General features: G+C 71.1%; 26 protein-coding genes. 11 read left to right on the top strand and 15 right to left on the bottom strand.

Going from position 1 to position 26985, the window contains the following annotated elements; all coding sequences use genetic code 11:
• Positions 1-14: 14 nt before the first annotated feature.
• From ACFZBU_RS37125 to ACFZBU_RS37115, 3 genes are all read right to left on the bottom strand, one after another.
• A complete protein-coding gene (locus ACFZBU_RS37125; RefSeq protein WP_391588150.1) occupies positions 15-1586 on the bottom strand; it encodes a hypothetical protein in 1572 nt (523 codons plus the stop codon).
• Entirely contained in the window at positions 1583-1843 is a 261-nt protein-coding gene (locus tag ACFZBU_RS37120) for a MoaD/ThiS family protein (RefSeq protein WP_391588149.1), read from the bottom strand. Before ACFZBU_RS37120 ends, ACFZBU_RS37125 begins: the two co-directional genes overlap by 4 nt.
• Positions 1844-1963: 120 nt before the next feature.
• Positions 1964-2722 (bottom strand): alpha/beta hydrolase, encoded by a 759-nt coding sequence (locus tag ACFZBU_RS37115; protein WP_391588148.1) that lies wholly within the window; start codon positions 2720-2722, stop codon positions 1964-1966.
• A 243-nt stretch (positions 2723-2965) separates the two neighbouring features.
• Here ACFZBU_RS37115 and ACFZBU_RS37110 point away from each other — a divergent pair, with 243 nt between their 5' ends.
• The 10 genes from ACFZBU_RS37110 (at position 2966) to pstB (ending at position 14298) form a co-directional block, all read left to right on the top strand.
• A complete protein-coding gene (locus ACFZBU_RS37110; RefSeq protein WP_020552265.1) occupies positions 2966-3679 on the top strand; it encodes a response regulator transcription factor in 714 nt (237 codons plus the stop codon).
• 167 nt (positions 3680-3846) lie between these two features.
• The gene (locus ACFZBU_RS37105; protein WP_391588147.1) at positions 3847-4866 is read left to right on the top strand and encodes a LacI family DNA-binding transcriptional regulator; all 1020 of its coding nucleotides are present in this window, start codon (positions 3847-3849) and stop codon (positions 4864-4866) included.
• A 44-nt stretch (positions 4867-4910) separates the two neighbouring features.
• Positions 4911-5852: a mycothiol synthase gene (mshD, locus tag ACFZBU_RS37100; protein ID WP_391588146.1), complete on the top strand. Its 942-nt coding sequence runs from the start codon at positions 4911-4913 to the stop codon at positions 5850-5852.
• Between the two features lie 84 nt (positions 5853-5936).
• Entirely contained in the window at positions 5937-8114 is a 2178-nt protein-coding gene (locus ACFZBU_RS37095) for an RNA degradosome polyphosphate kinase (RefSeq protein ID WP_391588145.1), read from the top strand.
• Complete coding sequence (locus ACFZBU_RS37090) at positions 8101-9084, top strand: CHAD domain-containing protein (protein ID WP_391588144.1); 984 nt, start codon at positions 8101-8103, stop codon at positions 9082-9084. The genes ACFZBU_RS37095 and ACFZBU_RS37090 overlap by 14 nt, the downstream gene beginning before the upstream one ends.
• On the top strand, positions 9077-9883 hold the full coding sequence (locus ACFZBU_RS37085; RefSeq protein WP_391588143.1) for an NUDIX hydrolase: 807 nt from the start codon (positions 9077-9079) through the stop codon (positions 9881-9883). Before ACFZBU_RS37090 ends, ACFZBU_RS37085 begins: the two co-directional genes overlap by 8 nt.
• Before the next feature lie 288 nt (positions 9884-10171).
• Positions 10172-11317: a phosphate ABC transporter substrate-binding protein PstS gene (gene pstS / locus ACFZBU_RS37080; protein ID WP_391588142.1), complete on the top strand. Its 1146-nt coding sequence runs from the start codon at positions 10172-10174 to the stop codon at positions 11315-11317.
• A gap of 37 nt (positions 11318-11354) precedes the next feature.
• A complete protein-coding gene (gene pstC / locus ACFZBU_RS37075; RefSeq protein ID WP_391588141.1) occupies positions 11355-12350 on the top strand; it encodes a phosphate ABC transporter permease subunit PstC in 996 nt (331 codons plus the stop codon).
• Complete coding sequence (gene pstA, locus ACFZBU_RS37070) at positions 12347-13456, top strand: phosphate ABC transporter permease PstA (protein WP_391588140.1); 1110 nt, start codon at positions 12347-12349, stop codon at positions 13454-13456. Before pstC ends, pstA begins: the two co-directional genes overlap by 4 nt.
• Before the next feature lie 65 nt (positions 13457-13521).
• Complete coding sequence (pstB, locus tag ACFZBU_RS37065) at positions 13522-14298, top strand: phosphate ABC transporter ATP-binding protein PstB (protein WP_391588139.1); 777 nt, start codon at positions 13522-13524, stop codon at positions 14296-14298.
• Between the two features lie 143 nt (positions 14299-14441).
• Here the strand turns inward: pstB and ACFZBU_RS37060 are convergent, their stop codons facing one another.
• Complete coding sequence (locus tag ACFZBU_RS37060) at positions 14442-15437, bottom strand: anion permease (RefSeq protein ID WP_391588138.1); 996 nt, start codon at positions 15435-15437, stop codon at positions 14442-14444.
• 4 nt (positions 15438-15441) lie between these two features.
• Positions 15442-16062, bottom strand: coding sequence for a DUF47 domain-containing protein (locus ACFZBU_RS37055; RefSeq protein WP_020552276.1), 621 nt, complete (start codon positions 16060-16062; stop codon positions 15442-15444).
• 394 nt (positions 16063-16456) lie between these two features.
• Here ACFZBU_RS37055 and ACFZBU_RS37050 point away from each other — a divergent pair, with 394 nt between their 5' ends.
• Positions 16457-16837, top strand: a complete 381-nt coding sequence (locus ACFZBU_RS37050) for a metal-sensitive transcriptional regulator (RefSeq protein WP_391588137.1) — start codon at positions 16457-16459, stop codon at positions 16835-16837.
• Positions 16838-17157: 320 nt separating this feature from the next.
• On the opposite strand, the gene ACFZBU_RS37045 is transcribed toward ACFZBU_RS37050, so the two are convergent.
• From ACFZBU_RS37045 to ACFZBU_RS37000, 10 genes are all read right to left on the bottom strand, one after another.
• A complete protein-coding gene (locus tag ACFZBU_RS37045; RefSeq protein WP_391588136.1) occupies positions 17158-18030 on the bottom strand; it encodes a hypothetical protein in 873 nt (290 codons plus the stop codon).
• 89 nt (positions 18031-18119) lie between these two features.
• Complete coding sequence (locus ACFZBU_RS37040) at positions 18120-18848, bottom strand: GntR family transcriptional regulator (RefSeq protein WP_391588135.1); 729 nt, start codon at positions 18846-18848, stop codon at positions 18120-18122.
• Positions 18849-18876: 28 nt separating this feature from the next.
• On the bottom strand, positions 18877-19512 hold the full coding sequence (locus tag ACFZBU_RS37035) for a phosphatase PAP2 family protein (RefSeq protein ID WP_391588134.1): 636 nt from the start codon (positions 19510-19512) through the stop codon (positions 18877-18879).
• Positions 19513-19596: 84 nt separating this feature from the next.
• The gene (locus ACFZBU_RS37030; RefSeq protein WP_391588276.1) at positions 19597-20445 is read right to left on the bottom strand and encodes an ABC transporter ATP-binding protein; all 849 of its coding nucleotides are present in this window, start codon (positions 20443-20445) and stop codon (positions 19597-19599) included.
• Between the two features lie 13 nt (positions 20446-20458).
• A complete protein-coding gene (locus ACFZBU_RS37025; RefSeq protein WP_391588133.1) occupies positions 20459-21379 on the bottom strand; it encodes an ABC transporter permease in 921 nt (306 codons plus the stop codon).
• A 57-nt stretch (positions 21380-21436) separates the two neighbouring features.
• Positions 21437-22273: a glycosyltransferase family 2 protein gene (locus ACFZBU_RS37020; protein WP_391588275.1), complete on the bottom strand. Its 837-nt coding sequence runs from the start codon at positions 22271-22273 to the stop codon at positions 21437-21439.
• An 80-nt stretch (positions 22274-22353) separates the two neighbouring features.
• Entirely contained in the window at positions 22354-23136 is a 783-nt protein-coding gene (locus ACFZBU_RS37015) for a CDP-alcohol phosphatidyltransferase family protein (RefSeq protein WP_391588132.1), read from the bottom strand.
• Positions 23114-24184 carry an iron-containing alcohol dehydrogenase family protein gene (locus ACFZBU_RS37010; RefSeq protein ID WP_391588131.1) on the bottom strand — a complete coding sequence of 357 codons (1071 nt, stop codon included), beginning with the start codon at positions 24182-24184 and terminating at the stop codon, positions 23114-23116. Before ACFZBU_RS37010 ends, ACFZBU_RS37015 begins: the two co-directional genes overlap by 23 nt.
• Positions 24172-24939 (bottom strand): sugar phosphate nucleotidyltransferase, encoded by a 768-nt coding sequence (locus ACFZBU_RS37005; RefSeq protein ID WP_391588130.1) that lies wholly within the window; start codon positions 24937-24939, stop codon positions 24172-24174. The genes ACFZBU_RS37010 and ACFZBU_RS37005 overlap by 13 nt, the downstream gene beginning before the upstream one ends.
• Positions 24936-26765, bottom strand: a complete 1830-nt coding sequence (locus ACFZBU_RS37000) for a DUF5941 domain-containing protein (protein ID WP_391588274.1) — start codon at positions 26763-26765, stop codon at positions 24936-24938. Before ACFZBU_RS37000 ends, ACFZBU_RS37005 begins: the two co-directional genes overlap by 4 nt.
• Positions 26766-26985 lie beyond the last annotated feature (220 nt).

Below are 26985 nucleotides of genomic sequence, written 5' to 3'. Positions count from 1 at the left end.
CGCCGTACGGATAATCAGCCGATCATGACCCTGCCCAGCAGATACGCGGCCGGAGCCGCGAGTGCGAGCGGCAGGGACACACCGGCGGTGAAGTGAACGAACCTGGACGGATGGTCGTAGCCGGCGACCCGCCGGCCGAGCAGCCCGAGCGCCGAGGCGGCGGCGCCGAGCAGCGCGGCGTGCGGCGCTTCGCCGCCCAGCGCGATGCCCGCGGCGGCGCCCGCCGCGGTGCCGAGCAGCCAGGACGGAATCGGCGCGACGGCAGGCGGCAGCGGCACCGCCCGCACCAGCGTGGCGACCCCGGCCGCGAACACCGCGCACACCACGGCCGCGCCCGCGTCGATCGGGCCGCCGTGGAGTTCGCCCGCGACCAGATAGGCGACGTCGAACGCGGTGATCAGCGCGGCCGACGTGGTCACCGTGAGCGCGGGCAACAACTCGCCCGGTCGGGCGCCGCTCCGGGCCTGGAGGGCGAGCATCACCAACAACGTGCCGGCGAGCACGGCGGGCACGCTCGCCAGGCCCTGCTCACCCTTGGCGTAGACCGCGACATCCGTGCCGAACGCGGCCACCACGACCAGCGCGATGCCCTGGCGCGCCGGCCACATGCCGTTGAGCCGGAACCATCCGGCGGCGGTGAGCACCTGGAGGAACGCGACGCCCAGCACCAGGGCCGGCTTCCCGGCGATCGCGGTCACCGCCAGGACGGCGGCCAGGCCGACCGTGCACAACGCCGGCAACATGCCCGGCGGATCCCAGATCGGCGTCCGGGGCGTACGTGCGGGCGCCTCGCCGGTGCGCTGGGCGGGCACCCGGGCGAGCCTGCGCCCGGAGCCGGCCGGGGCGCCGTACTCGCCGGGCGCGTCGTGCGGGTGGTCGCGGTCGTGGCCGAAGTCGTGATCCACGTCGGCGTGGTTCCGCTCGTCGTCGAACGCGGTGTGCTCCGCCGAGTCGCCCCGCAGGTGCTCGTCCTGGGGTCGATACCCGCCGTACGAGTCCGGCCCGGCGTCGGGAATCGGCTCGACGATCGCCGGCAGCACGCTCGTCGCACCGTCGCGGTCCGCGTGGCCCGAGCCGTAACCGTCCCACCCGGGTTCGGCGAGCGCGGGCGACATCTCGGTGGCGTCCGGGTAGCCGTACCCGCCGGCCGGCGCGTTCGGCAGCGGTTCGGCGTATGCCTGCGGGGCCTGCGAGATCTGCGGATAGGAGTCCTGCGGATAGGAGTCCTGCGGGTAGGTCTCGTGCGGGTAGGGCTCCCGGCCGTGGTCGTCGTCCCGGGGATAGGGCTCCTGCGGCCGGGTCTCCACCGGGTACGCCGCCGGCGGATAGCCGTACGAGCCGTGGTCGGCAGGCTGCGCGTACTGCCCGGATTCGGCATGGCCGCCGAGTTGTCCGCCGTACGCATCGGCGGCGGGTGTGCCGTACGGCTCGCCGTAGTACTCGCCGGGTGCCGCGAACGCCTGCTCGCCGTGACCCGGTCCGGTCGGGCCCGGGTCGAACGGGGGTTCGCCGGGGATCGCGGCGGGGTCGTAGCCGCCCGGTTCCTCGTATCGGTCGCCCGCCGGGCGCCCGCGTCGGCCGCTCATCCGCCTGCGAAGGGAGGCAGGACCTCGACGGTGCCGCCCTCGGTCAGGGTGATCGCCGTGTGGTCGCGCCGCCCGACGGGGTCGCCGTCCACGACGAACGAGCAGTTCGCGACGACCGCGCCGAAGCGGGTCGAGTCGTCGTGCCGTTCACGGGCGCGCCGCAGCGCCTCGGCGAGGGTGGCCGCGTCGTACGGCTCCTCGGCCGTGCCCGCGGCTTCCTTCGCCGCGGCCCAGTACCGCATGGTGCCGACCGCCATCGCGCGCCCTCCCGTGTGTTCCGTGTCCGCGTCCGGGGCTTCGCCGCCCCGACGGCGCCGAAGTGTGCAGCATCCATGATGACGCCTCCCGACGGGCCGTTCGGCCGCCCGGCGTCCGGATCACCCCTCGGTGTGCGCCCGGGCCCAGCGGGCGATCCGATCCACCAGGTCGGCGCCGACCGCGTTCTCCGCGTGCCCGAGGCCGGGCTCGATCCACAGGTCCTTCGGCATTCCGGCCGCATCGTGGATCTGCCGGGGGTGGTCCAACGGGAAGTACGGGTCGCGGTCGCCGTGCACCACGAGCAGCGGCGTGGGCGCGATCGCCGCGGCGGCCTCGAACGGGGCGAGCGGCACCGGATCCCACTCCCGGGCGGAGATCCGAGTGCGCAGCACGAAGCGGGCCACCGCGCGCCCGGTCCGGCGTTCGATCGCGAAGTGCACTCGGCGCATCGGCTGGGTGCCCCGGTAGTACCAGCGGGCCGGCGCGCTCACCGCGACCACCGCCGCGACCCCGCCGTGCAACGCGGCGTGCCGCAACACGACGCTGCCGCCCATCGAGAAGCCGACCGTGACCACCCGCGGGTAGCCGAGCCTGCGGGCCCACCCGAGGGCCGCCTCCAGGTCGCGCACCTCGCGGTCGCCCACCGTGCTCAGGCCGGTGGACGCGCCGTGGCCGCGAAAATCGAAGCCGATCGCCCCGCCGTGCGCACGCAGCCCCTCGAGCACGGCGCCGACGGCGGGCCGGCGCCACGAACCGGTGAACCCGTGGGCGACCACGAAGACCCGATCGCGCGGCCCGAAACCGGCCGCGGGCCGGTGTACGGCGCTGATCCGCACGTCGTCGTCGGTGATCAGGACGGCCTGCTCGGGTGCAGGCATTCCGGTGAACGGGGGACCCGGAGGTGTCCGCAGTGCGGGAAGATCCCCGGGTAGGTCGGTTCCTCGAGACATGTTCGCTATCCTGACCCCGCAGGCTCACCTCCGACGACGGGCACACCCCACGGACCCCAGAAGTGGTTCCCGACGGGTTACGGAATCGGACGAGTCGGCGACCGATGAAGGATCCGGGCGACGATGCCCCGGGTCCTTTCGTGTTTTGTGCCTGTTTTGGGAGGTGTCCCGTTGAGTGCACTGCTGCTGCTCACGAACGCGCTCCAGCCGTCGGCCGAGGTGCTGCCCGCACTCGGTCTGCTGCTGCACCAGGTACGCGTGGCGCCGGCGGAGGCGTCCGCGTTGGTCGACGCGCCGGCCGCGGACGTCATCCTGGTCGACGGTCGGCGCGACCTCCCGCAGGTGCGCAGTCTGTGTCGGGTGTTGCGGACCACCGGGGTCGGTGCCCCGCTGGTGCTGGTGGCCACCGAGGGCGGGCTGGCCGCGCTGACCGCGGACTGGGGCGTCGACGACGTCCTGCTGGACACCGCCGGGCCCGCCGAGGTCGAGGCCCGCCTGCGGCTGGCGATCGGCCGGCTCCAGGCGGCGCAGGGGGCCGAGGACGAGCCCACCGAGATCCGCAACGGCGACCTGAGCATCGACGAGGCCACCTACAGCGCGAAGCTGCGCGGTCGGGTGCTGGATCTGACGTTCAAGGAGTTCGAACTGATCAAGTACCTCGCGCAGCACCCGGGCCGGGTGTTCACCCGGGCCCAGTTGTTGCAGGAGGTGTGGGGTTACGACTACTTCGGCGGCACCCGCACGGTCGATGTGCACGTTCGCCGGCTGCGAGCGAAACTCGGGCCCGAGCACGAGTCGTTGATCGGCACAGTGCGCAACGTCGGCTACCGGTTCGTGGTGCCCGATCGGGGCGTCGGCGAGCCCGCGCTCGCCGAGCGTACGTGACCCGTCGCTCGGTGCCGGACCCGTCCGGTGGAGCCGACGGAGCGCCGAGTTCCGTGCGTCACAGCACAAAGCAGACTTATCCGGAAGAACGCGGAGAAGCGTCCCGTCCCGCGTCCAGGTTGTGAACTCCCGTGAGTCGCGCCGGTCCCCGTCCCTACAATGACCGCGTGCCCAAAGTGACCCGCGACGACGTCGCCCGCCTCGCGGGGACCTCCACCGCGGTGGTCTCCTACGTCGTCAACAATGGCCCGCGCCCGGTCGCGCCGGCCACGCGCGAGCGTGTCCTCGCCGCGATAGACAAGCTGGGTTACCGGCCCGACAGCGTCGCCCAGGCGATGGCCAGCCGCCGGACCAACCTGATCGGTCTGGTGCTGCCCGACGCCCGGCAGGCGTTCTTCGCCGAACTCGCGCACACCGTCGAGCAGGCCGCCTTCGAGCAGGGCCGACTGGTGCTGATCGGCAATTCCGACTACGAGGACGACCGCGAACTGCACTACGTGCGCGCGTTCCTGGGCATGCAGGTGTCCGGGCTCGTGCTGGTCAGCCAGGGCCCCTCGGAGCGCGCCGCGCGCGAGATCGCCACCCGGGACGTGCGGGTGGTGCTGATGCACCGTCAGCCCGACGCGCTCGGCGGTGACGCGGTCATCCTGGACGACGTCGAGGGCGCCTACACCGCCGTCCGCCACCTGATCGACACCCACGGCTTCACCCGAGTGGACTGCCTGGGCGGCCCGCCCAGCACACCGGACTCGGGCGACCCGGTCACCGACCACGTCACCGGCTGGCGGCGGGCGATGACCGAGCGCGGGCTGTCCACCGAGGGGCTGCTGCACGAGGCGCCCTTCGGTCGGTTCGGCGCCTATCAGGTCGCGTTGTCGCTGCTGACCGGCCCGGATCGGCCCCGGGCGCTGTTCTGCTCGACCGACGACCAGGCGATGGGTGTCCTGCACGCGGCCCGCGAGGCGGGTGTGCGGGTCCCGGACGACCTCGCCGTGGTGGGCTTCGACGACATCGCCGAGGCGGCCATCGCCGATCCGCCGCTGACCACGGTGACCTCCGACCGACCGGGCATGGCCCGCGCCGCGGTGGAACTGGCGCTGGAGCGCGAACCGGCCGCGGCCGGCGACCCGCGGGTGCGCACCTTCCCCTCCACGCTGGTGGTCCGCCGCAGCTGCGGTTGCGGCTGACGGCCGCGCGACGACCCGCGACACCGCTCAGTACCGTGGAGGCCATGGACCTCGCGGATGTGTCGATCGAGACGGTGAATCGGGCCTCGGCGGAAGACGCCTCGGCCGTGCTGGCCCTCGCGGAGGCGGCGGCCGGCCTCGACGGCGCCTCGCCGCTGTCCGAGCAGTCCCGGCTGGAGCTGCGGCACGGCGCGCCCTCGGCACGCGAGCTGCTCGTCCGGGACGGCGCCGCGATCGTCGGCTTCGCACACCTGGACGGCTCGGACCTCGTGGACGGCCCGTCCGCCGAACTGTTCGTCGCGCCGGCCGCGCGCGGCGCGGGCCTGGGTCGGGCACTGCTGGAGTCGCTGGCGGCCGAGGCGGCCCGGATCGACGAGGCCGGCCGGTTGCGGGTGTGGGCGCACGGCAAGCTGCCCGCGGCCGAGCGGCTGGCCGCGGCGCTGGGCTTCACCGCGTTCCGCGAGTTGTGGCAGATGCGCCGCACGGCCGGCACCCCGGTGCCCGACCTGGCCATGCCCGCCGACGTGCGGCTGCGCACCTTCCGTCCCGGCACGGACGACAAGGCCTGGCTGGCGCTCAACGCCAAGGCCTTCGCGCACCACCCCGAGCAGGGCGCGTGGACGGCGGACGACCTGGGCCGCCGGTTCGCCGAGCCGTGGTTCGACCCGGCCGGCTTCTTCCTCGCCGAGGACACCGACACCGGCGAGCTGCTCGGCTTCCACTGGACCAAGACCCACCCCGCGACCGCGGACTCGGGCCCGCTGGGCGAGGTGTACGTGGTCGGCGTCGACCCGGCGGCGCAGGGCCGCGGGCTCGGCGCACTGCTGACCTCGGTGGGTCTGCGGCACCTGGCCCAGCGCACCGTCGAGGGCCGCCCGCTCGCCGAAACACTGCTCTATGTGGACGCGGACAACGAGGCGGCCGTCAAGGTGTACACCCGATTGGGCTTTCGCGTACACACTGTCGATGTGATGTACCGACGCTGAACACGGTGTGAAACCTGGCGAACATCTGTTTCGGGTCGGGGTCGCACAGGTGCACATAGACCGTCGCGAAAAGACAATGGTCTGATGAACGCCGAGACTCCTGCCGCTCGATCCTCCCGACACCTGACCGTGGCCGTGCCGCCGGCGAAGGCGGGCGGCACGAACACGGTCGCCGCGGCCCCGCCGCTGCCGGAGAGCGAGCTGCCCCTGGACCGGTTCCTGGACCGGGAGGGCAGCTGGCTGGCGTTCAACGAGCGGGTGCTCGAACTCGCCGAGGACCCGAGCACTCCGCTGCTGGAGCGGGCCCGGTATCTGGCCATTTTCGCGTCCAATCTGGACGAGTTCTTCATGGTCCGGGTGGCCGGTCTCAAGCGCCGGATCGCCACCGGTCTCGCGGTGCGCGCGGCCAGCGGCCTGCAGCCGCGCGAGGTGCTGGAGAACATCTGGTCGCGCAGCCGGGCCCTGATGGCCCGGCACTCCACGTGCTTCCACCACGACGTGCTGCCCGCGCTCGGCGAGTCCGACATCCAGCTGCTGCGCTTCGACGACCTCACCGACGGTGAGCGTCAGTCGTTGTACGCGCTCTTTCGCGAGCGGGTCTTCCCGGTGCTCACCCCCCTCGCGGTGGACCCGGCCCACCCGTTCCCGTACATCTCCGGCCTGTCGCTGAACCTGGCCGTGATCGTGCGCAACCCGCGCTCGGGCAACGAGCACTTCGCCCGGGTCAAGGTGCCGCCGCTGCTGCCGCGCTTCGTGGAGACCTCGCCGGCCCGCTTCGTGCCGCTGGAGGAGGTGATCGCCGAGTTCCTCGGCGATCTGTTCCCGGGCATGGACGTGCTGGGCCACCACGCCTTCCGGGTCACCCGCAACGAGGATCTGGAGGTCGAGGAGGACGACGCGGAGAACCTGCTCCAGGCACTGGAGCGGGAGCTGATGCGCCGCCGGTTCGGCCCGCCGGTCCGGCTGGAGGTCGAGGAGACCATCGACCCGCACGTGCTCGACCTGCTGGTGCGCGAGTTGGGCGTGGGCGAGAAGGAGGTCTACCCGCTGCCCGGTCCGCTGGATCTGACCGGTCTGCACGCGATCGCCGACCTGGACAAGCCCGAGCTCAAGTTCGGCCGCTTCGTCGCCGGCACCCATCGCGACCTGGCCGAGGTGGAGACCGCGCAGGCCGCCGACGTGTTCGCCGCGATGCGCAAGCGCGACATCCTGGTGCACCACCCCTACGACTCGTTCGCCACGTCGGTCCAGGCGTTCCTGGAGCAGGCCGCGGCCGACCCGGACGTGCTCGCGATCAAGCAGACCCTGTACCGCACCTCGGGCGACTCGCCGATCGTGGACGCGCTGGTGGACGCGGCCGAGTCCGGCAAGCAGGTACTGGTCCTGGTCGAACTCAAGGCCCGCTTCGACGAGCACGCCAACATCACCTGGGCGCGCAAGCTGGAGCAGGCCGGCTGCCATGTCGTGCACGGCGTGGTGGGGCTCAAGACGCACTCCAAGCTGTGCCTGGTGGTCCGCCAGGAGGGCGACACGCTGCGCCGCTACTGCCACATCGGGACCGGCAACTACAACCCGAAGACGGCCCGGCTCTACGAGGACCTGGGCCTGCTGACCGCCGACCCGCAGGTCGGCGAGGACATGTCGAACCTGTTCAACCGGCTCTCCGGCTACTCGCGCGCGCAATCGTTTCGGCGGTTGCTGGTGGCCCCGCACTCGTTGCGCAACGGGCTGGTCGAGCGGATCGAGCGCGAGGTGGCCAACCACGAGCAGGGCCTGCCGGCGTACGTCCGGCTCAAGTCGAACTCGCTGGTCGACGAACTGGTGATCGACGCGCTCTACCGTGCCTCGCAGGCCGGCGTCCCGATCGATCTGTGGATCCGGGGCATCTGCGCGCTGCGCCCGGGCGTTCCCGGTCTGTCCGAGACCATCCGAGTGCGCAGTATTCTCGGGCGATTCTTGGAACACTCGAGGGTGTGGGTGTTCGCCGGCGGCGGCGAGCCCGAGGTGTGGATCGGCAGTGCCGACCTGATGCACCGCAACCTGGACCGCAGGGTCGAGGCGGCGGTGCGGCTGCGCGGCGATCGACACCGCGACGAGATGACGTCCTTCATGGACCTGGGGATGAGCGCGGAGACCGCGTCCTGGCATCTGGACCGGGACGGCACCTGGACCAGGCACGCAACCGCTGCCGACGGCAGCCGGCTGCGTGACGTGCAGGAGCACCTCATCGAGACCCGGAGGCGCAGACGTGGGCCGGAGTAAGCAGGCGACCGCCATTCCTCGGCAGCGCACGGCGGCCGAGGACACCTCGGCCCGCGCCATCCTGGTCGCCCATCTGGTCGGGGAGGCCGGCGCGTTCATCGACGAACTGCCCCGACTGAGCGCCGGCGAGGAGGAGGCCGCGCACAACGCGCGCGTGGCCGCCCGGCGGATCCGCAGCGCGCTGGCCACGTGCGCGCCGCTGCTGGAGCCGGAGCCCGCCGCGCGACTGCGCACCCGGTTGCGCGACGCGGCGGACGCGCTCGCCGGCGAGCGGGACGCCGAGGTGCTGCTGGAGCGCCTGCTGGCCGACCTGGACGCGCTGCCGGAGCGCCCCGGCTCGGCCCGGGCCCGGGCGATGGTCACCCGCCGACTGCGCGGCGATCTGCACGCCGGCCGATCCCGCGCGCTGACCGCGCTGGGCACGGGGGTGTTCACCGCGCTGTCCGCGGACCTGGTCGAGCCGGCTCTGGGCCTGACCTTCACCGAGCGGGCCGCGGCACCGGGCGCCGACGTCGTGCCCGGGCTGGTCGCCCGGACGCTGCGCCGACTGGACCGCGCGGCCGAGGCGCTGCCGCTGGCGGCGGCGGGCGTGCCCCATCCGGCCGACCACGCCGGGTTCACCCCGTACGCGGGCACCGACGACGAGGCCTGGCATCGGGTGCGGATCCTGGCCAAGCGAGCCCGCTACGCGGCCGACATGTGCGTGCCCGCGTTCGGCCCGCCCGCCGCTCGGCTGGCCCGGCGGCTCAAGGCGGTGACCGAGGTGCTCGGCGTACACCAGGACGCGACCATCGCCGCCGACGCGGTCGCCGAACTCGCGGCCGGCCCTCGGGTCGGCGGGCCCACCGCCTTCGTACTGGGCGAGTTGTACGCGCACGAGCGGCACGTCGCCACGGCTCAGCGGTACGCGTTCACGCGGGTGTGGCCCAAGGCGGGCACCGCGCAGGCACGGGCGTGGCTCGATGGATGATCCGCCCGCGTCCGCGCCCGCCGACCCGGTACTCGCCGCGGGCGGGGTGCTGTGGCGTCGGGCCGGGGACACGGTGCAGGTCGGGTTGGTGCATCGGCCGCGCTACGACGACTGGTCCTTTCCCAAGGGCAAGCTGGAGCCGGGCGAGCCCGCGGTGGTGGCCGCGGTCCGCGAGATCGCCGAGGAGACCGGCTATCGGGCCATCCTGGGCCGCGAGCTGGGGGTGCGCAGTTATCCGATGCACTCGCGCGATCGGCTCAAGATCAACCGCTACTGGGTCGCCGAGGCGGTCGCCGGCGAGTTCCTCGCCAATCACGAGGTGGACCGGATGTGGTGGGGTCCGCCGGAGGAGGCCGCGACGCTGCCCGGGGCGCCGGACTACACCGCGTCGCTGACCGACGCGTTTCGCACCGGACCGCCGCCCGCGACGGTGCCGGTCCTGGTGCTGCGGGCGGGCCCGGCGTTCGCCCGACGGCTGGTGCCGATGCTGGCCGCGTTCGGACCGGTGGAGGTGTACGGCTGCGCGGAGCCGGCCGCGGCAGCGACGGTGGCGCCCTATGTCGAGGCCGTGGGGGCGCGGGTCCGGGCGACCTCGTGCTCGGTGGCCGACGCGCTGCGCGGCGGCCGGCCGACGCTGCTGTGCGCACCCGTTCCGGACCTGCCCGGCGCCGCCCCCGGGGCGACCGCCGCCCGGCTGGCCGCCGAGCCGTTGCTGCCCGGGGAGTTCGCCGTCCTGCACGCGTGGGCGGGTCGAGTCGTGGCCATGGGCCGTTACGCTCCCTACCCGACGGGAAGCTGAGCACTTGGTCAAGCCGTTGTCACGGTTTACCGAACGTCACACTGCGCGCATCTGAACACCCGGTGAACACGATCCGGACGGCGCGACAAAGCCCCAGTTCACGGGTGGTAAATGAGCACATGAGCGGACAATTCATCCAGCAGTCGGCTTATCTGACTCGACCGTTCGAGTTCACCCTCGGTTCACTTTGCGCGGCGGATCGCTTCATTCTCACGGCCTAACTTCATGGATGACGGCGCCCGTTCGGGACGCCGCACCACGAGTTGAGTTCGATCGAAAGGGAGCGCCGTGACCATTCGGCCCCGCAGTGTCCGTCGCGGTATCGGCTTCACCGGCCTGGCACTCGCCGGCGCGCTCACGCTGGCCGCGTGTGGCTCCGACGACAACAGCTCGGGTGACGACAAGAAGTCGTCGACGAAGGCCGCAGCGGCCCCCGGCGCCGAGGCCCCCAAGGGTGACTGCGGGACGGGCAAGCTCGCGGCTGCCGGCTCCAGCGCCCAGAAGAACGCGATGGACGAGTGGATCAAGGCGTACCAGGCCAAGTGTTCGGGTGCCTCGATCGACTACGCGTCCTCGGGTTCGGGCACCGGCCGTCAGTCGTTCTTCGACAAGCAGGTCACCTTCGCCGGGTCCGACTCGGCGCTCAAGCCGGAAGAGGTCGCCAAGGCGGGCGCGGCGTGCGCCCCCGGCCAGGCGATCAACCTGCCGATGGTGACCGGCCCGATCGCCATCGCGTACAACGTCTCCGGCGTCAAGGACCTGGTCCTGGACGCGAAGACGATCGCCGGCATCTTCTCCGGCAAGATCACCAAGTGGGACGCCGCCGAGATCAAGGCGCTGAACCCGAACGCGCAGCTGCCCGGCACCGCGATCCAGACCGTGCACCGCTCCGAGGCCTCGGGCACCACCGAGAACTTCACCAAGTACCTCAAGGCCGCGGCCGGCGCCGACTGGACCTTCGACGCGGCCCAGGACTGGAAGGCCCCGGGCGGTCAGGGTGCCAAGGGCAGCGAGGGTGTCGCGTCGATCGTGAAGTCGACGCAGGGCGGCATCAGCTACATGGAGCAGTCCTACGCGGAGAACTCCGGCCTGGGCATTGCGCAGATCAACACCGGCGCGTCGGCCCCGGTCAAGCTGACCCCCGAAGCCGCGGGCAAGGCCGTCGAGGCCGCCAAGATCGTGGGCGAGGGCAACGACCTGAAGCTGTCGGTCGACTACGCGACCAAGGCCGAGGGCGCGTACCCGATCATCCTGGTCACCTACGAGATCGTCTGTGAGAAGGGCACCGCCGCGGACAAGCTCCCGCTGCTGAAGTCCTTCCTCAACTACACCTCCAGCGCCGAAGGCCAGAAGGTCCTCGCGGGCATCGGCTACGCGCCGCTCCCGACGACGGTCGCGGACAAGGTTCGCGCCGCCGTGGCCGGTCTGTCCTAGTCCGAGCCCGCTGAGCGACCGACTCGTACGGAGAGAGATGTCCACCACCACTCCCACCGCACCGGCGGAACCCGAGCGCAAGGCCCCCGCGGCCAAGCGCACCAAGGTTCGGCCAGGCGACCGGATCTTCTCCGGTGCCGCCCGCGGCGCCGGCATCAGCCTGCTCGCCATCATGGCCGCGATCGCGATCTTCCTCGTGGTCAAGGCGACGGACGCACTGTCGAAGAACCAGGGCAGCTTCCTGACCGACCAGGGCTGGGACCCGAACACGGCGAAGCCCGCGTTCGGTGTCGTCACGCTCGTGTTCGGCACGGTTGTCAGCGCCACCATCGCGATGCTCATCGCGGTGCCGGTCGCGGTGGGGGTGGCGCTGTTCATCACGCACTACGCTCCCCGGCGGATCGCCCAGACGCTCGGCTACATCGTCGACCTGCTGGCCGCGGTGCCCAGCGTGGTCTACGGCCTGTGGGGCTACATCTTCCTGGCCCCCAAACTGCTCGGCCTGCACGCGTGGTTGTCCGACTACCTCGGCTGGATCCCGCTGTTCGACAAGGAGCAGGCGGGCGTCACCGCGCGCACGCTGTTCACCGTCGGCATCGTGCTGGCCATCATGATCCTGCCGATCATCGCGGCGGTCACCCGTGAGGTCTTCCTCCAGGTGCCCCGCGCCCACGAGGAGGCCGCGCTCGCGCTCGGCGCGACCCGCTGGGAGATGATCCGGATCGCGGTGCTGCCCTACGGCAAGCCCGGCATGATCAGCGCGTCGATGCTCGGCCTCGGCCGCGCGGTCGGCGAGACCATCGCGGTCGCGATGGTGCTCTCCCCCAGCTTCACCGTCTCGATCCACATCCTGGACCCGGGCAACAACACGATCGCGGCCAACATCGCGAACCAGTTCGGCGAGTCCAACGAGATCGGCCGCGGCGCGTTGATCGCCTCCGGCCTGGTCCTGTTCATCATGACGCTGCTCGTCAACGGTGCCGCGCGAATCGTCATCAACCGGCGCAAGGCGTTCTCTGGAGCGAACTCATGACCGTCCTGGACACGGGCGACAAGCGCCCGGGCATCGGTACGGACGCGGTCGAGGCCGGTCGCGCGGGTCTGCCGGATCCGCGTGCGGCGTCGCTGACCCGTCGGACCCTGCCGCGTCAGGTGCCGTGGGCGATCGCCGGTGGCGGCGTGCTGCTGACGATCGTGTTCGAGCTGACCCTGGACAACTGGGCACTCGCGGTCTTCCTCGCCGGGGTGGCCTTCATCGTCGCCCTCTCCGCCGTCTCGTGGCGCTTCGAGGACAGCCGGCGGGCCCGGGACCGGTTCGCCACCAGCCTGATCTCCACCACGTTCGTGCTGGCCGTGCTGCCGCTGATCTCGCTGCTGGGCTACACCATCCAGCGCGGCGTGGACAAGCTCACGCCGTACTTCCTGTCCCACTCGATGCGCGGCGTGGGCGCCCGGGACGACACCGGCGGCGTCTACCACGCGATCATCGGCACCCTGGAGCAGGTCGGCCTGGCCGCCCTGATCGCGGTCCCGATCGGTCTGCTCACCGCGATCTACCTGGTCGAGTACGGGCGGGGTCGCCTCGCCAAGACGGTGACGTTCTTCGTGGACGTGATGACCGGTCTGCCGTCGATCGTCGCGGGTCTGTTCATCTACGCCTTCTGGATCATGATGCTGGGCTTCGAGGCGTCCGGCTTCGCCGGTTCGCTCGCGTTGATGATCCTGATGTTGCCGACGGTGGTGCGCTCCGCCGAGGAGATGCTCAAGCTGGTCCCGAACGAGCTGCGCGAGGCCAGCCTGGCGCTGGGCATCCCCAAGTGGCGCACCGTGCTCAAGGTGGTGCTGCCCACCGCGTTCGGCGGCATCGTCACCGGGGTGATGCTCTCCATCGCCCGCGTGATCGGCGAGACCGCTCCGCTGCTGCTGCTGGTCGGGCTCACCCAGTCGATCAACACCGACCCCTTCTCGGGGTGGCAATCGGCGCTGCCGCTGTACGTGTTCGACCAGAACCACGCCGGCAACCAATTCGCCGAGGAGCGGGCCTGGGCCGCGGCCCTCACGCTGATCGTCATCGTGATGATCCTGAACCTGGCGGCGCGGCTGATCGCCCGCTGGAAGGCACCGAAGGCGGGCCGATGACGGCCACCACGACAACCCGGTCGGCCGACCGCGGAACCGACACCCGCACCGATCCAGAGGCAGGAATGACCAAGCGCATCGAAGTTTCCGGACTCAACGCCTACTACGGCTCGCACAAGGCCGTCGAGGACATCTCGATGACCATGGAGCCGCGTTCGGTCACGGCCTTCATCGGTCCCTCCGGCTGTGGCAAGTCCACCTTCATCCGCACCCTGAACCGCATGCACGAGCTGATCCCGGGTGCCTCGGTGGACGGGTCGGTCGCGCTGGACGGGCAGGACCTGTACGGCAGCGACATCGACCCGGTCGCGGTCCGCCGCACGGTCGGCATGGTCTTCCAGCGGCCCAACCCGTTCCCGACCATGTCGATCTACGACAACGTCGCGGCCGGCCTCAAGCTCGCGGGGATCAAGCGCAAGGGTGACCTGGACGCGATCGTCGAGCGTTCGCTGCGCGGCGCGAACCTGTGGACCGAGGTCAAGGACCGGCTGAACAAGCCCGGCGCGGGCCTGTCCGGCGGCCAGCAGCAGCGACTGTGCATCGCCCGGGCGATCGCCGTCGAGCCGCAGGTGCTGCTGATGGACGAACCGTGCTCGGCGCTCGACCCGATCTCCACGCTCGCGATCGAGGACCTGATCGCGCTGCTCAAGGAGCGGTACACGATCGTCATCGTGACCCACAACATGCAGCAGGCCGCGCGCGTCTCGGACAAGACCGCGTTCTTCAACCTCGCCGGCCCGGGTCAGCCCGGTCGGCTGGTGGAGATCGGCGACACCGAGACGATCTTCTCGGCGCCCACCGAGGAATCGACGGCGGACTACATCGCCGGCCGGTTCGGCTGACGGTCGAGGCTTCGACGGACGGTCGAATGGACATGCGAGAGGGCCCACACCGGGACGGGTGTGGGCCCTCTCGCGCGATATGTCGCGTGTGGACCGAGTGCCCCGTACGTCCTGCATTACGTACGCGGCGCGCGGCCGGTGGGTCAGCCCACGATCAGGTGGGTGATCCAGTACACACAGGCCGCGACCAGGCCGGCGGCCGGCATCGTGGTGAACCAGCCGATCAGGATGTTCTTGGCGACGCCCCAGCGCACCGCCTTGACCCGCTTGGTCGCGCCCACGCCCATGATCGCCGAGGTGATGATGTGCGTGGTGGAGATCGGCGCCTTGAAGACGTAGGCCGTGGTGTACAGGATCGAGGCGGCCGTGGTCTCGGCCGCGAAGCCCTGCGGCGGGTCCAGCTCGATGATCTTGCGGCCGAGCGTGCGCATGATCCGCCACCCGCCCGCGTAGGTGCCCAGCGACAGCGTGACGGCGCACGCGAGCTTGACCCACACCGGAATGCTGTCGCCCTGCTGATGACCGCTGATCACCAGCGCCATCACCACGATGCCCATCGTCTTCTGGGCGTCCTGGATACCGTGCCCGAGCGCCATGCCGGCCGCGGAGACGGTCTGCGCCAGCCGGAAACCGCGCTTGGCCTTGTGCGGATTGGACTTACGGAACAACCAGATGATCCCGACCATCACCAGGTAGCCGGCGACCAGGCCGACCACCGGCGACACGAACATCGGGATGACGACTTTGTCGAGGACACCGCTCCAGTAGACGGTGCTGGAGCCCGCGAGCGCGGCGCCGACCAGGCCACCGAACAGCGCGTGCGACGAGGACGAGGGCAGGCCGAAGTACCAGGTCAGCAGGTTCCAGAAGATCGCGCCGACCAGCGCCGCGAACAGGATGACCAGACCTTGATGGCCTTCGGGGGTGGCGATCAGCCCTTCGCTGACGGTCTTGGCGACGCCTTCGCCGAGGAAGGCGCCCGCGAGGTTCATCACCGCGGCCATGGCCAGCGCCGCTCGCGGGGTCAGTGCCCGGGTGGACACCGAGGTCGCGATGGCGTTGGCCGAGTCGTGGAAGCCGTTGGTGTAGGTGAAGAAGAGCGCGACGCCGATGACGATGATCAGACCAGTGAGTTCCACTGGGTCAGGACTCCTTGACGGCGATCGTCTCGACCGTGTTCGCCACGTGCTCGAACCCGTCGGCGGCCTCTTCGAGCACGTCGACGATGCCCTTGAGCTTGAGCACGGTCAACGCGTCGTAGGCACCACTGAACAGATGGGCCAAAAGCTTGCGGTGGATCTGGTCGGCCTGGTTCTCGAGTCGGTTGATCTCGATCCAGTACTCGGTCAGGTCCTTCATCGTGCGCAGCCGGGGCATCGCCTCGGCGGTCAGTTCCGAGGCCCGGACCAGCACCTCGATCTGATCCGCGACCTGCGGAGGGAGTTCGTCGAGCTGATACAGCACGACCAGGTCGACGGCCTCTTCCATGTAGTCCATGACATCGTCCAGTTGCGAGGCGAGGGCGTAGATGTCCTCGCGGTCGAACGGGGTGATGAAGGAGGCGTTGAGCTGGCGCATGATCGCATGCGTGGTGTCGTCACCGGCATGCTCGGCCGCGCGCATCCGTTCGGCGATCTCCGGACGAGCGGAGACCTCTGCGCCGAGCAACTCCGTCAGGAGCTTGGATGCGGTGACCAGGTTGCTCGCCGCTGCGGCGAACATGTCGTAGAAGCTCGTCTCCCTGGGGGTCAGACGCAATCGCACTGGAGGTCTCCGGGATAATGAAAGTGGTCGGCGTCGATGCTAGGCGCTCCGGCGGTCCTGCACGCAAACCGGGGAGTCGACGCGAACCGCGACCGTACCCGGCGGTAACGAGACGCGCGCTCACAGCGACGAACGGGCATGCGGAAGCACCCGTTCCGCCGCCTAGGACGCCCGTCACACGGCCAGAGTATGGGCCAGGGCGGCATTCGAGTGACAGTGCGCCCTACGCTCGATCCATGTCGCCCACATCACACGACGAGATCCGGGAACCGGTCGGGATGTCCGCGCCCGCGGCGGGCGCGTTCGCCCGATGCCGTCGGCCGGTGATCGGAATGCTTGCCCGATATACCCCCCGGGGGTAAATTCGGGTCATGGACGGTCACCCGATCGGGCCATGGACACGTGGGGAACGGCCGCAGAGACACGGGAGACGACGGTGGAACAGGATCCGCAGACGCCGGAAACGACGGCGACGCCCGGCGCTTCGGGGCACGGGCACGGCTACAGCGGGCGCAAGGACGAGCACCTCAAGCGGCTGCGCCGTGCCGAGGGGCAGATCCGCGGGTTGCAGCGGATGGTCTCCGAGGACGAATACTGCATCGACATCCTGACGCAGGTCTCCGCGGCGACCAAGGCACTGCAATCGTTCGCGCTCAGCCTGCTGGAGGAACATCTGGCGCACTGCGTCGCGAACGCGGTGGAAAAGGGCGGCCCGGAAGCGGATGAAAAGGTCAAGGAGGCGTCCCAGGCGATCGCACGCCTGGTGCGCTCCTGAGGCCGCGGCGACGGGGGCCGGCCCGGGTGTGGGTCGCCGTCCCCCAGCCGCCGGCGAGCCCGAGCACCGCGTCGATCTGGGCCTGTGTGAGCGGACCCTCGCTCGCCGACGCCGCGATCATCAGGTCGCCGTAGAGCTCGATCTCGTCGAGGACGACATGGTCGTGTACACCGCGATCGGAGAACCGTGACACCCACATCACCTCCTCGTGCGCACCCCGGACGGGCCTCGGCCCATCCAGCGTACGGGCGGCTCCGCGGGGCCGACATGGCACGCCTGGGTCATATGGGGACCGCCCGGAACGACTCCGCGCGAGTGGCTCAGCCGCGTCCCGCCGGTGTGCGGGACGGGTTCGGCGCGACGTACAGATCCTTGGCCTCGGGCGGCTTGACGTCGACCACCACGCCGAAGTCGTACAACTCCGCCGCGGAGAGCACCTTCGCGGACGGCGGCGTCTTGCCCTGGTCCGGGCCCATCACGAACGCGAACGACTCCTCGACCTTGCGCAGCCGACCCGCGTCGTCGAGGTAGGCGTCGAACGGGATCGGCGCGCCGTCGAAGGTCTTGAGCGCGGCGGCCAGCGGGCCGCGCACCTCCGGCGCGGTCAGATCGTGCGCCTTGCGGATGTCGAGGGTGCCCCGGTAGTGCCGCACGGTGTCCGGGCCGAGCTTCTCGGTGCCCACGAGCACCACGTCGTCGTTGACCCCGCGCAGTATCTCGAAGGACGTCCCGGGGTCGGTGGCACCGCCGCTGACCAGATTGCCGTCGGCCAGCCCGTCGATCGCCAGCCGCACCCACTTGTCCTTGGGCACGCCCGGCGACCCGTTCTTCATGTAGAGCGCGTCGGGGGTGAGGATCTCCTGGAGCGGGCCGGCGATGCCCGACTCCTTGGGCGCGTCCACGGTGAGCGAGCCGATGTGCCGGACGTAGTCGAACATGCCCTGCCCGGTGAGCTTGACCACCCGGTCGGCGTTTTGCATGGTCATCGTGGTGCGGGTGCGCGAACTCTTCGCGCCGGTGGTGACATCGGCCGCCTTGCGGACCGCCAGGACCGCCTCGGACGGACCGTTCGCGGCCCCGCTACTGCCCTTGGCCTGCGCTCCCTGAGGTTGCACGTCGTCACCCTGACAGCCGGTGGCCCCGGCCAGGAGGAGGGCGCAGCAGACACCCGTGAGCGCGGTGCGGACCAACATGTGGGGTTCTCCCGGATGCTCGGAATCCTCGCGTGACGGCCGGCCACGCGGCGGCGGCTCGACGGGACAACGAGCGAGGCGACGCCGGGTTACGGCCGTTCGAGGGACGACGCATCGGGGAACGGCGGGTCGGCGGACGCGGGCGGCGCGTCCGGGGCCGGGCGGCGCGACCAGGCCAGGTGCCGCCGGGTCAACTCCTCGGCACCGGCCCGATCACCGGCCTCGATCAGGTCGAGCAACCGGTGGTGCTCGGCGGCGATCAGGCTCCGGTCGGCCGGATCGGCCGGCGGACGCGGACCGTACAACCGGGCCTGGGCCCGCAGTTCGGCGACCATCCTGACCAGACGCGCGTTGCCCGCCAGACCGAGCAGGTGGGCGTGGAAACGATCGTCGGCGTCCACGTAGGCCGGCGCGTCCACGCGCTCGGCCGCGTCGGCGAGTTCGTCGACCAGCGCCCGCAGGGCCGGCAGCGCGGGCGCGCAGCCGTTTTCGGCGAGCCGGCCGACGATCGGTATCTCCAGGAGTTCACGCAGGTCGTGGATGTCGTCCAGGTCGGCGGCGGACATGCTGCGGACCCGAAAGCCCTTGTTGCGGACCGGCTCGACCAGACCGTCCTTGGCCAGATCGAGCAGTGCCTCGCGGACCGGCGTCGCGGACACCCCGAATCGGGTGGCCAGGGCGGGCGCCGAGTAGACCACCCCGGGCTGCATCCGGCCCGCCACCAGGGCGGCCCGGATCGCGCGCGCGACCTGCTCGCGCAGGCTCAGCCGTTCGCCCAGGCGGGCTGCGTCCCGGCCGCCCTCGGTGTCCGTCCCCATCGTGTCCGCCCCCTCGGCCACGCCGCCGTCATCCGGCCGGGCGCGGCTCGGCCGTGACCAGCGGACGCAGCGGCCCGCGTTCGACCAGCCGCACCACCGGTTCCAGGACTCGGCCCATGAACATCGACCCGACCAGCGCCACCAGTGCGCCGAGCGCGAATCCGGCGAGCACGTCGGTCGGATAGTGCACGCCCACGTACAACCGGGCGAAGCCGGTGAACACCGACGCGAGCACCGCCAGGATCCCGATCCGGCGGTCCACCAGCAGGATCCCCACCGCCAGCGCCATCGTGGTCAGCGCATGGTCGGAGGCGAAGGACGGATCGGTCTTGCCCTCGACGAGCACGTGCAGCCCGTCGTGGCTCAGGAACGGACGCGGCCGATCCACGAAGTCGCGCAGCGGCGCGTTCGCCAACTCCGCGACCAGGGCCGCGAGCGGGGCCCACACGAGGCCGGCCATGGCCGCGGTGTGGTCGGCTCGACTCCGGGCCCGCCACCACGCGAGCAGGGCGAGTACGGCGAGTACGGCGAACATGCCGTACTCGCCCATGAACTCCATGCCCCCGTGTGCCCATGAGGTGTGTTCGGTGAGCCCGTTGACGTCACGCAGGACCTCGATGTCGAGGTTGTCGTCGGTACTCTCCGCCAGGACCTGCAAGGACACCGGTGAACCCCTTCGAGTGGTGCATTGTGGTGCGGATGGTGCGGGTGGCGCGGGCAGCGCGGTGATTCCGCAGGTGCGGTGCCGCTACTTGCCCTCGTAGGCGTTGACGACCTCCGCCATCGGCCCGTCCATCTTGATCACGCCCTGATCGAGCCAGATCACCCGGTCGCAGGTGTCCCGGATCGACTTCATGCTGTGGCTGACCAGGAAGACCGTGCCGGCCTCCTTGCGCAGCTCGCGGATCCGGGCCTCGCTCTTGAGCTGGAATTCGCGGTCGCCGGTGGCCAGTGCCTCGTCGATCATCAGCACGTCGTGCGTCCGCGCGGCGGCGATGGAGAACCGCAGACGGGCCGCCATGCCGGACGAGTACGTGCGCATCGGCAGCTTGGTGAAGTCCTTGCCGTTGTAGTTGTTCAGGCCGGAGAACGTGGCGATCTCGTCGTAGTGGTCCTCGGCCTCGCGCTGCGTCATGCCCATCGCCAGGCAGCCCAGGATGATGTTCCGCTCACCGGTGAGGTCGTTCATCATCGCGGCGTTGACGCCCAGCAGCGACGGCTGGCCGTCGCTGTAGATCTTGCCCCTGGTGGGCGGCAGCAGGCCGGCGATGCACTTGAGCAGCGTGCTCTTGCCGGAGCCGTTGCGGCCGATCAGGCCGATCGCCTGGCCCTTGTACGCGACGAAGCTGACGCCGCGCACCGCGTGCACCTCGGTGACGCCGGTGGCCTTCTTGCGCAGCGCCAGCCGGGACAGCGCGGAGGTCGCGCTGCCCTTGCCCGAGGAGGCACCGTGCACCCGGTAGATCAGGTGCACGTCGTCGACCACGACGGTCGGCGGCACCTCCTCCTGCCGGGCGGGCTGCTGCTGCGGTTGTTGCGGTTGGCTCTGTTCGGGCACCTCGGCCTCCGGCGTCGCGGTGACCTCGCTCCAACTCATGATTGCCGGCTGCTCAGCCACGGCCGTACCTCTCTTCCGCCTTCCAGAAGTACACGTAACCGCCGAAGCCCATCACGATCGCCCAGCCGATGGCGTAGGCCCACGTGTGCGGGGGAACGTTGGTGTGGCTCTCGATCAGCGCATCGCGCACCAGCTCGATGTACACCGCGCCCGGGTTCGCCTCCAGCACGTGTGCCACCCAGGCCGGCGCCGTCTTGGTGTAGTTGTCCAGGCTGTAGAAGACGCCGCTGAGGTACAGCCAGGTACGCAGGATGAACGGCAGCAGCTGCTTGATGTCCACCATCACGGCGCCGATCCGGGCCAGCACCAGGCTCAGGCCGACGTTGAAGACGAACTGCAGCATCAGTGCGGGCAGGATGAGCAGCCACTTCAGGCTGAGCGGCTCACCGGTGCCCAGCACGATCGCGCAGAGCACGACCATGGAGAACAGCAGCTGCTGGAGCTGCACGATGGTGAACGAGATCGGCAGGCACGCGCGCGGGAAGTGCAGCGCGCGGATCAGGTTGAGCTGGTCGCTGATCGCCCGGCTGCCCGCGAGGACCGCGCTCTGGGTGAACGTGAACACGAAGACGCCGGTGACCAGGAAGGCGACGTAGTTGTCGATGCCGCCCTTGGTCTTCACCAGGTAGCCGAAGATCAGGTAGTACACGGCCGCGTTCAGCAGCGGGGTGAGCACCTGCCATACCTGGCCGAGCTTGGCGGTGCTGTAGGTCGCCCGGGTCTTGGCGTTGGCGAAGGCGACCACGAAGTGGCGCCGGGCCCAGAGCTGCTTCGTGTACGAGAACAACCCCGGTCGGGCGCCGCTGACCGTCAGCTTGTAGCGGGCGGCGAGATCCGCCAGAGGTTCGGACGAACCGGGGGGCGCCGACGTCCCCTGTGGGCTCAGGGTGTCGGCCTGCGCGCTGTTGGCCACGTTGACACTTTCGTCTGCGTCGGATCGAAATCGAAACGGTACGAGAATTCCAGCCTGTCAGATGACGGGCGGGCGGCCGAGCCTGGTCATCCGCCAGACCGTCCGCCAGGACATCGGCTTGCGCGGGCCGCTCGGGGTCTTCCACCCCTCGCGGAAGCCTGCCACCCAGGCCTGGGCGTTCTCCCTGGACGGCCTGCGGGCGGCGGTGAGGACGACCCAGGTGCCCAGGTAGGCGGGCACGATCGGCCACGGCAGGTTGCGCCGGGCCAGGTAGACGCGGTTGCGCGCATTCATCCGAAAGAATGCCGCGTGCCGCGCCGGGCTGGTCTTGGGGTGCTCCAGCACGATGTCCGCGCGGTACTCGATCTCCCAGCCCGCGTCGAGCGCGCGCCACGCGAGGTCGGTCTCCTCGTGCGCGTAGAAGAAGTCGTCGGGCAGCCCGCCGACCTCCGCCAGCACGGCCGCACGAACCGCGCTCGCGCCGCCGAGGAAGGTGGTCACCGGGCCCGAACGCAGCGGGTCGCCGACCCGGATCCTGGGCACGTGTCGGCGCTGGGTCTCGCCGCTCTCCGGGTCCACGATCCGGAAGCTGACGATGCCCAGGCGCGGGTTCGCCGCGAACGCCTCGCGCAACAACCGACCGGCGTCGGTGCCGCCGAGGCGGCCGTCGTCGTCGAGGAAGAGCACCACGTCGGTGCCCGCGGGCAGGCCCGCGGTGCCCACGTTGCGGCCGGCGGGAATGCCCACGTTCTTCGGCAGGGGGATGCCCACCGCGCCCTCGGGCAAGTCCGGCAGCGGACCGCCGTTGGCCACCACGACCACCGCCATCGGGTCGCCGACCTGATCGGCGACCGAACGCAGCAGCCGGTCCAGCTCGACCGGGCGGTCGCCCATGGTCAGCACAACCGCGCCGAGCGTGATGCGATCCGCCGCGGCGACGTCGCCGGTGCGCTGCCCCGGGGCAGCCTCGGCGGTCACCGGAGCCTGCTCGACATGAGCACGCTGATCAGGTGCAGCACGGTCTGCAGGAGCGCGATGGCGGCGAGCGCGCCGACCGCGATCCTGCTGTACAGCAGGCCGCCGTCGTCGGCCACCAGGTCGAGCACGCCCGCCAGAAGCAGGAAGATCGACGCCTCGACGGCGCCGACCAGGCGGTGGAACTTGAGCGAGGCGACCAGCTTGCGGGCCGAGGCCGCACCCGAGGAGCGCGGCACCGCGGCGGCGTCCTGCACGGGCGGCAGGCCGCTCTTGGCCCGGGCGCCGTCGACCAGGTCGGTCTCCGACTTGATCAGGATCGCGCCCAGCGCGGCGACCACACCCAGCGTCGCGTAGCCGTTGAAGCCGCCGCCGTCCAGGACGCCCGCCGCGTGCAGGCCGGCGCCGGAGAGCAGCGCCGCCTCGGAGAGGTAGTGGCCGACCCGGTCGAGGTAGACACCGGTGACCGAGGTCTGCCGGCGCCAGCGGGCCACCTCGCCGTCGACGCAGTCGAGCAGCAGGTAGAGCTGCACCAGGATCAGCGCCGCGAGCGGTCCGGCGATCCCGGGAAGGATCAGCGCGGCACCCGCGGCGATGCCCGCGAGGATCATCATGTAGGTGAGCCCGTTGGGCGTCACCCGGGTCCCGACGATGCGTCGGGTGACCTGGAGGGAGATCTGCCGCATGTAGATGCGCCCGGCCCAGTGTTCGCCACTGCGCCGGTCGAGCAGGCCCTCGGGGTGTACGACCGAGCGAAGCTCAGCCGCCGTAGGTGTGGACATATTCGGTCACCGAATCCCGGATGGCGTCATTGTCGAGGTCGAGATGTTCGAGGATGGTGAAGCGGCCCGGACGGGTCTGGGGCGCGTGACTCACCGCCGCCACGAATTCGTCTATGGTCAAGCCGAGATGCTCCGGCACGAACGGCAGCTTGTGCCGATCGAGAGTGCTCGTCAAGAGCCTCGTCAGCTCGACGTCGCCACGCAGGTGCGTGGCGAACGCGGCGCCCAGGCCGACCTGTTCGCCGTGCAGCCCGTCGTGTCCGTCGCGCTCGCCGTAGAGCAGGTCGATCGCGTGCGAGATCTCGTGGCAGGCCCCGCTGCAGGGGCGTGTGGTGCCGGCCACGGACATCGCGATGCCGGAGAGTACGAGGCCCTCGGCCAGGGCCACGAGGAAGTCGTCGTCCTCGATACCACCGGGGCGGTGCAGCATCGTGTCGCCGGAGGTACGGGCCAGCGCGACGGCCAGACCGTCCACCGGCTCGCCGGTCTCCCGCTGCGAGAGCTCCCAGTCGGCGACCGCGCACAGGTTGGACAACGACTCGCCGATGCCGGAGCGCACGAAACGCTGCGGTGCGGCGCGGACCAGGTCCAGGTCCACCACCAGCGCGATCGGCGTGGGCACACCGTAGGAGCCGCGGCCGGCGTCGTTGTCGAGGATGCTCACCGGCGACGCAATGCCGTCGTGGGCAAGGTTGGTGGCGACCGCGACCATGGGCAGGCCCACGCGCGCGGCGGCGTACTTGGTCGCGTCCAGGACCCGGCCGCCGCCGAGGCCGACCACCGCGTCGTAGGCCCCGCCGCGCATCCGGTCGGCCAGGTCGACGGCGGCGGTCAGCGTGCCGCCGGCGACGCTGTACCACTCGGCGCCCGGCAGTTGTGGGGCGAACCGGTCGCGCAGTCGCGCGCCGGAACCCTCGCTGACCACGACCGCGATCCGGCCCGAGGTGGAGACCCGGCGGTCGGCCAGGATGGCCGCGAGGTCGTCGACCGCGCCCGCGCGGATGTCGACGGTGAGCGGTGTGGGGACCAGTCGGGTCAGTACCGGCACGCGATCTCCCGCGCGACCGTGAGGTCCTCGGTGGTGTCGATCTCGGTCCACGGCACCCGGGTGTCCGGCGCACTGATCGGCTGCACGTCGACCCGACCGCCCCGGACGACCAGTTCCTGGTAGCCGTCCTCGTAGTACAGCTGCGGGTCGCGCTCGAAGGTCGCCTGGAGCGACTCGATCAGCGCGGGCGCCGCGTGGCCCTCGATCAGCGTGACGCCGATGTACTCGCCGGCCGCCTCGGTGGGGTCCATCAGCTTGGTGATCCGGCGCATCCGGCCGTCCTCGCCGAGGGTGACCTTCATTTCCTCGTCGGCGAGCGGCTTGGCGGTGTCCAGGGCCAGGATGATGCCCTTGGCGTCGTCCCGAGCGGCCAGCATGGTCTCCTGGACCGAGACCGGGTGCAGCGTGTCGCCGTTGGCCAGCAGCACACCGTCCGCGAGGAAGTCACGCGCGCACCACAGGGAGTAGGCGTTGTTCCACTCCTCGGCCTTGTCGTTGTCGACCATGTGCAGCTTCAGGCCGTACCGCCGCTCCAGCACGCTCTGCCGATCGCGGATCGCGTCACCGCAGTAGCCGACCACGATCGCGGCCTCGGTCAGCCCGACCGCGGCGTAGTGCGACAGCGTGACCTCCAGGATCGACCGTTCGCTGTCCGGCGCACCGGGCGCGCCCACCGGCACCAGGGCCTTGGGCAGCGTGTCGGTATGCGGGCGCAGTCGGCGGCCGGCGCCGGCGGCGAGAACGAGGCCGATCATGAGAGGTCTCCAGTTCGATCGGAGGCCGCCGCGGCGGCGGCCTCCAGGGGGCGGTACGACGGCGTCGAGGCCGTGGGGGCCGGTCCCACCGGAGTCGCGTCCTCGATGTCCGGGCGCGCACCGCGCACCCAGAACGTGACACTCTCGGTGAGCACGATCGCCGCGAGCACGACGGCCGTCACGATCAGGCCGGTGCGCAGGGTCCCCGATCCCAGTGCGGCCAGCACGGTCACCAGGAGCACACGCCCCTCGTGACCCAGGACCAGCCACACCAGTGCGCGGGGCGGTGCCCCGTAGCCGCCACGCAGGCGGTACACCGTGTCGTAGTGATGGTAGGCCGTGGCCGCGACCAAGCCGAACGCCGCGGCCACCGCGGTGGGCGCCACCTTGGCGGCGAGGATGGTGATCGCGGCGTACTCCGCGGCCCGGAACACCGGCGGCACCACCCAGTCGAGCCGACGCACCAGCGGCCGGCCGATCGCCACGCCGGCGCACAGCGCGTACACACCGGCACCGGCCAGGCCCCACCATTCGCCGGCGCCGCCCGCGAGCAGCACGGCGAGCAGGGCGGCGGTGCCGACCAGCGCGGCGGCGGGAGCGGGCACGCGCAGCCGCAGTCGGGCCACCGCCTCGGCGAGCGGGCCGCTGTCGGCGAGCGCGGCGAGGTGTTCGCCCACCTGCGCGACGAACGCGGTGCGCCGCGGCAGCGAGCGCAGGATCCGGCCCAGCGAGGTGTAGCAGGCGGCCAGCACGCAGCCGACGATCAGCACGACGAAGGTGATCCGCGGCGTGGTGGTCGCGGTGAGCAGGGCGATCAGTGCCCAGCGCTCGCCGATCGGCAGGATGATCATCCGTCGCGCCCACACGGTCCAACCGACCGAGTTCAGCTTGCCGGAGAGCTTGGCGCCGGCGCCGCCGTCGGCGCTGTCGTCGTCCCCGCCGCCGATTCCGCGGCGGGTCTCGTTGAAGGCGAAGTCGACGATGTGTCGGGTGGTCATCACGACCATGGCGACCAGGGCGAGGGTCCACACGTCGTCGTCGTGCCGGGCCGCGCCCATGGCCAGGCCGGCGTAGACCGCGTACTCCTTGGCCCGGTCGAAGGTGGCGTCCAGCCACGAGCCGATCCGCGAGTAACTCACCGCGTAGCGGGCGAGTTGGCCGTCGGTGCAGTCCAGGACGAAGGAGAGGTACAGGCCCAGGGCGGCACCGACGTAGCCGGCGCGGGTGCCGGTGGCGGCGCCCGCCGCGGCGGCGAGTGCGACGAACAGCGAGGCGACGGTGACCTGATTGGGCGTCAGCCCCCGACGGGCGCACCAACGCGCGAGATGGCGCGACCAGGTGCTCACCGCGAAGGTGGTGAAGAACCCGTCGCGGGCCTTGACCGCCGAGTTCAGCCGGATCCGCTCCTCGTCCACGGCGTCCACCGCGGCCAGTGCGTGCTCGCGTTCGGCGTGATCGCGCGGTACCACGGCGACCAGGTCGCCGAGCGGGACCTCGCGCACCGAGATGTGGCCGTCGGCGATCAGGCGTTCGGCGATCGCGTCCGGCACGCTGATGTCGGCGGGCAGCCGCCCGAGTTCGGCGAGCACCCGGCCGGCCTCGGCGCGCGCGTCGCCCTCGACGACGAGCACGCCGGGCACGTGCGTGGCCGGGAAGCGGGTGTCCGCGATCGCCAGCCGCAATGCGTGGCGGTGTCCGACGAACCGCTGATCGACCAGGGCGACGCGGCCGGTGTCGGAGGCGATCCGCAGGTCGAGACCGGCCGCGGGCACGACGGCGACGTCGGGCACCGCCCGGGTCAGCGCGGCGAGTTCGGCGAGCAGCAGAGCCGGGTCGGCTGCGCCGGCGTCGCCGACACTCGACGAAACCGGCGCGGTGATGACCAATGCCGTGGACAGGCGTCATCACTCCTTGGGTTCGATTGTGGAACTACGCTTCGTCGCCGAGGAGTCGGCGATTCTGCCGACCGGGGCCGAGCAGAGCGGCCGCCGCATCCGTCACGGCGAGACGTCGAGACATACTGTCGGGGTCGCGCGAAAGTCCGCA

Source organism: Embleya sp. NPDC008237, from assembly GCF_042956465.1.
In the GTDB taxonomy this organism is placed as follows: Bacteria; Actinomycetota; Actinomycetes; order Streptomycetales; family Streptomycetaceae; genus Embleya.
The sequence above is the reverse complement of the archived record's forward strand: the minus strand, read 5'-3'. Positions and strand labels throughout refer to the sequence as shown.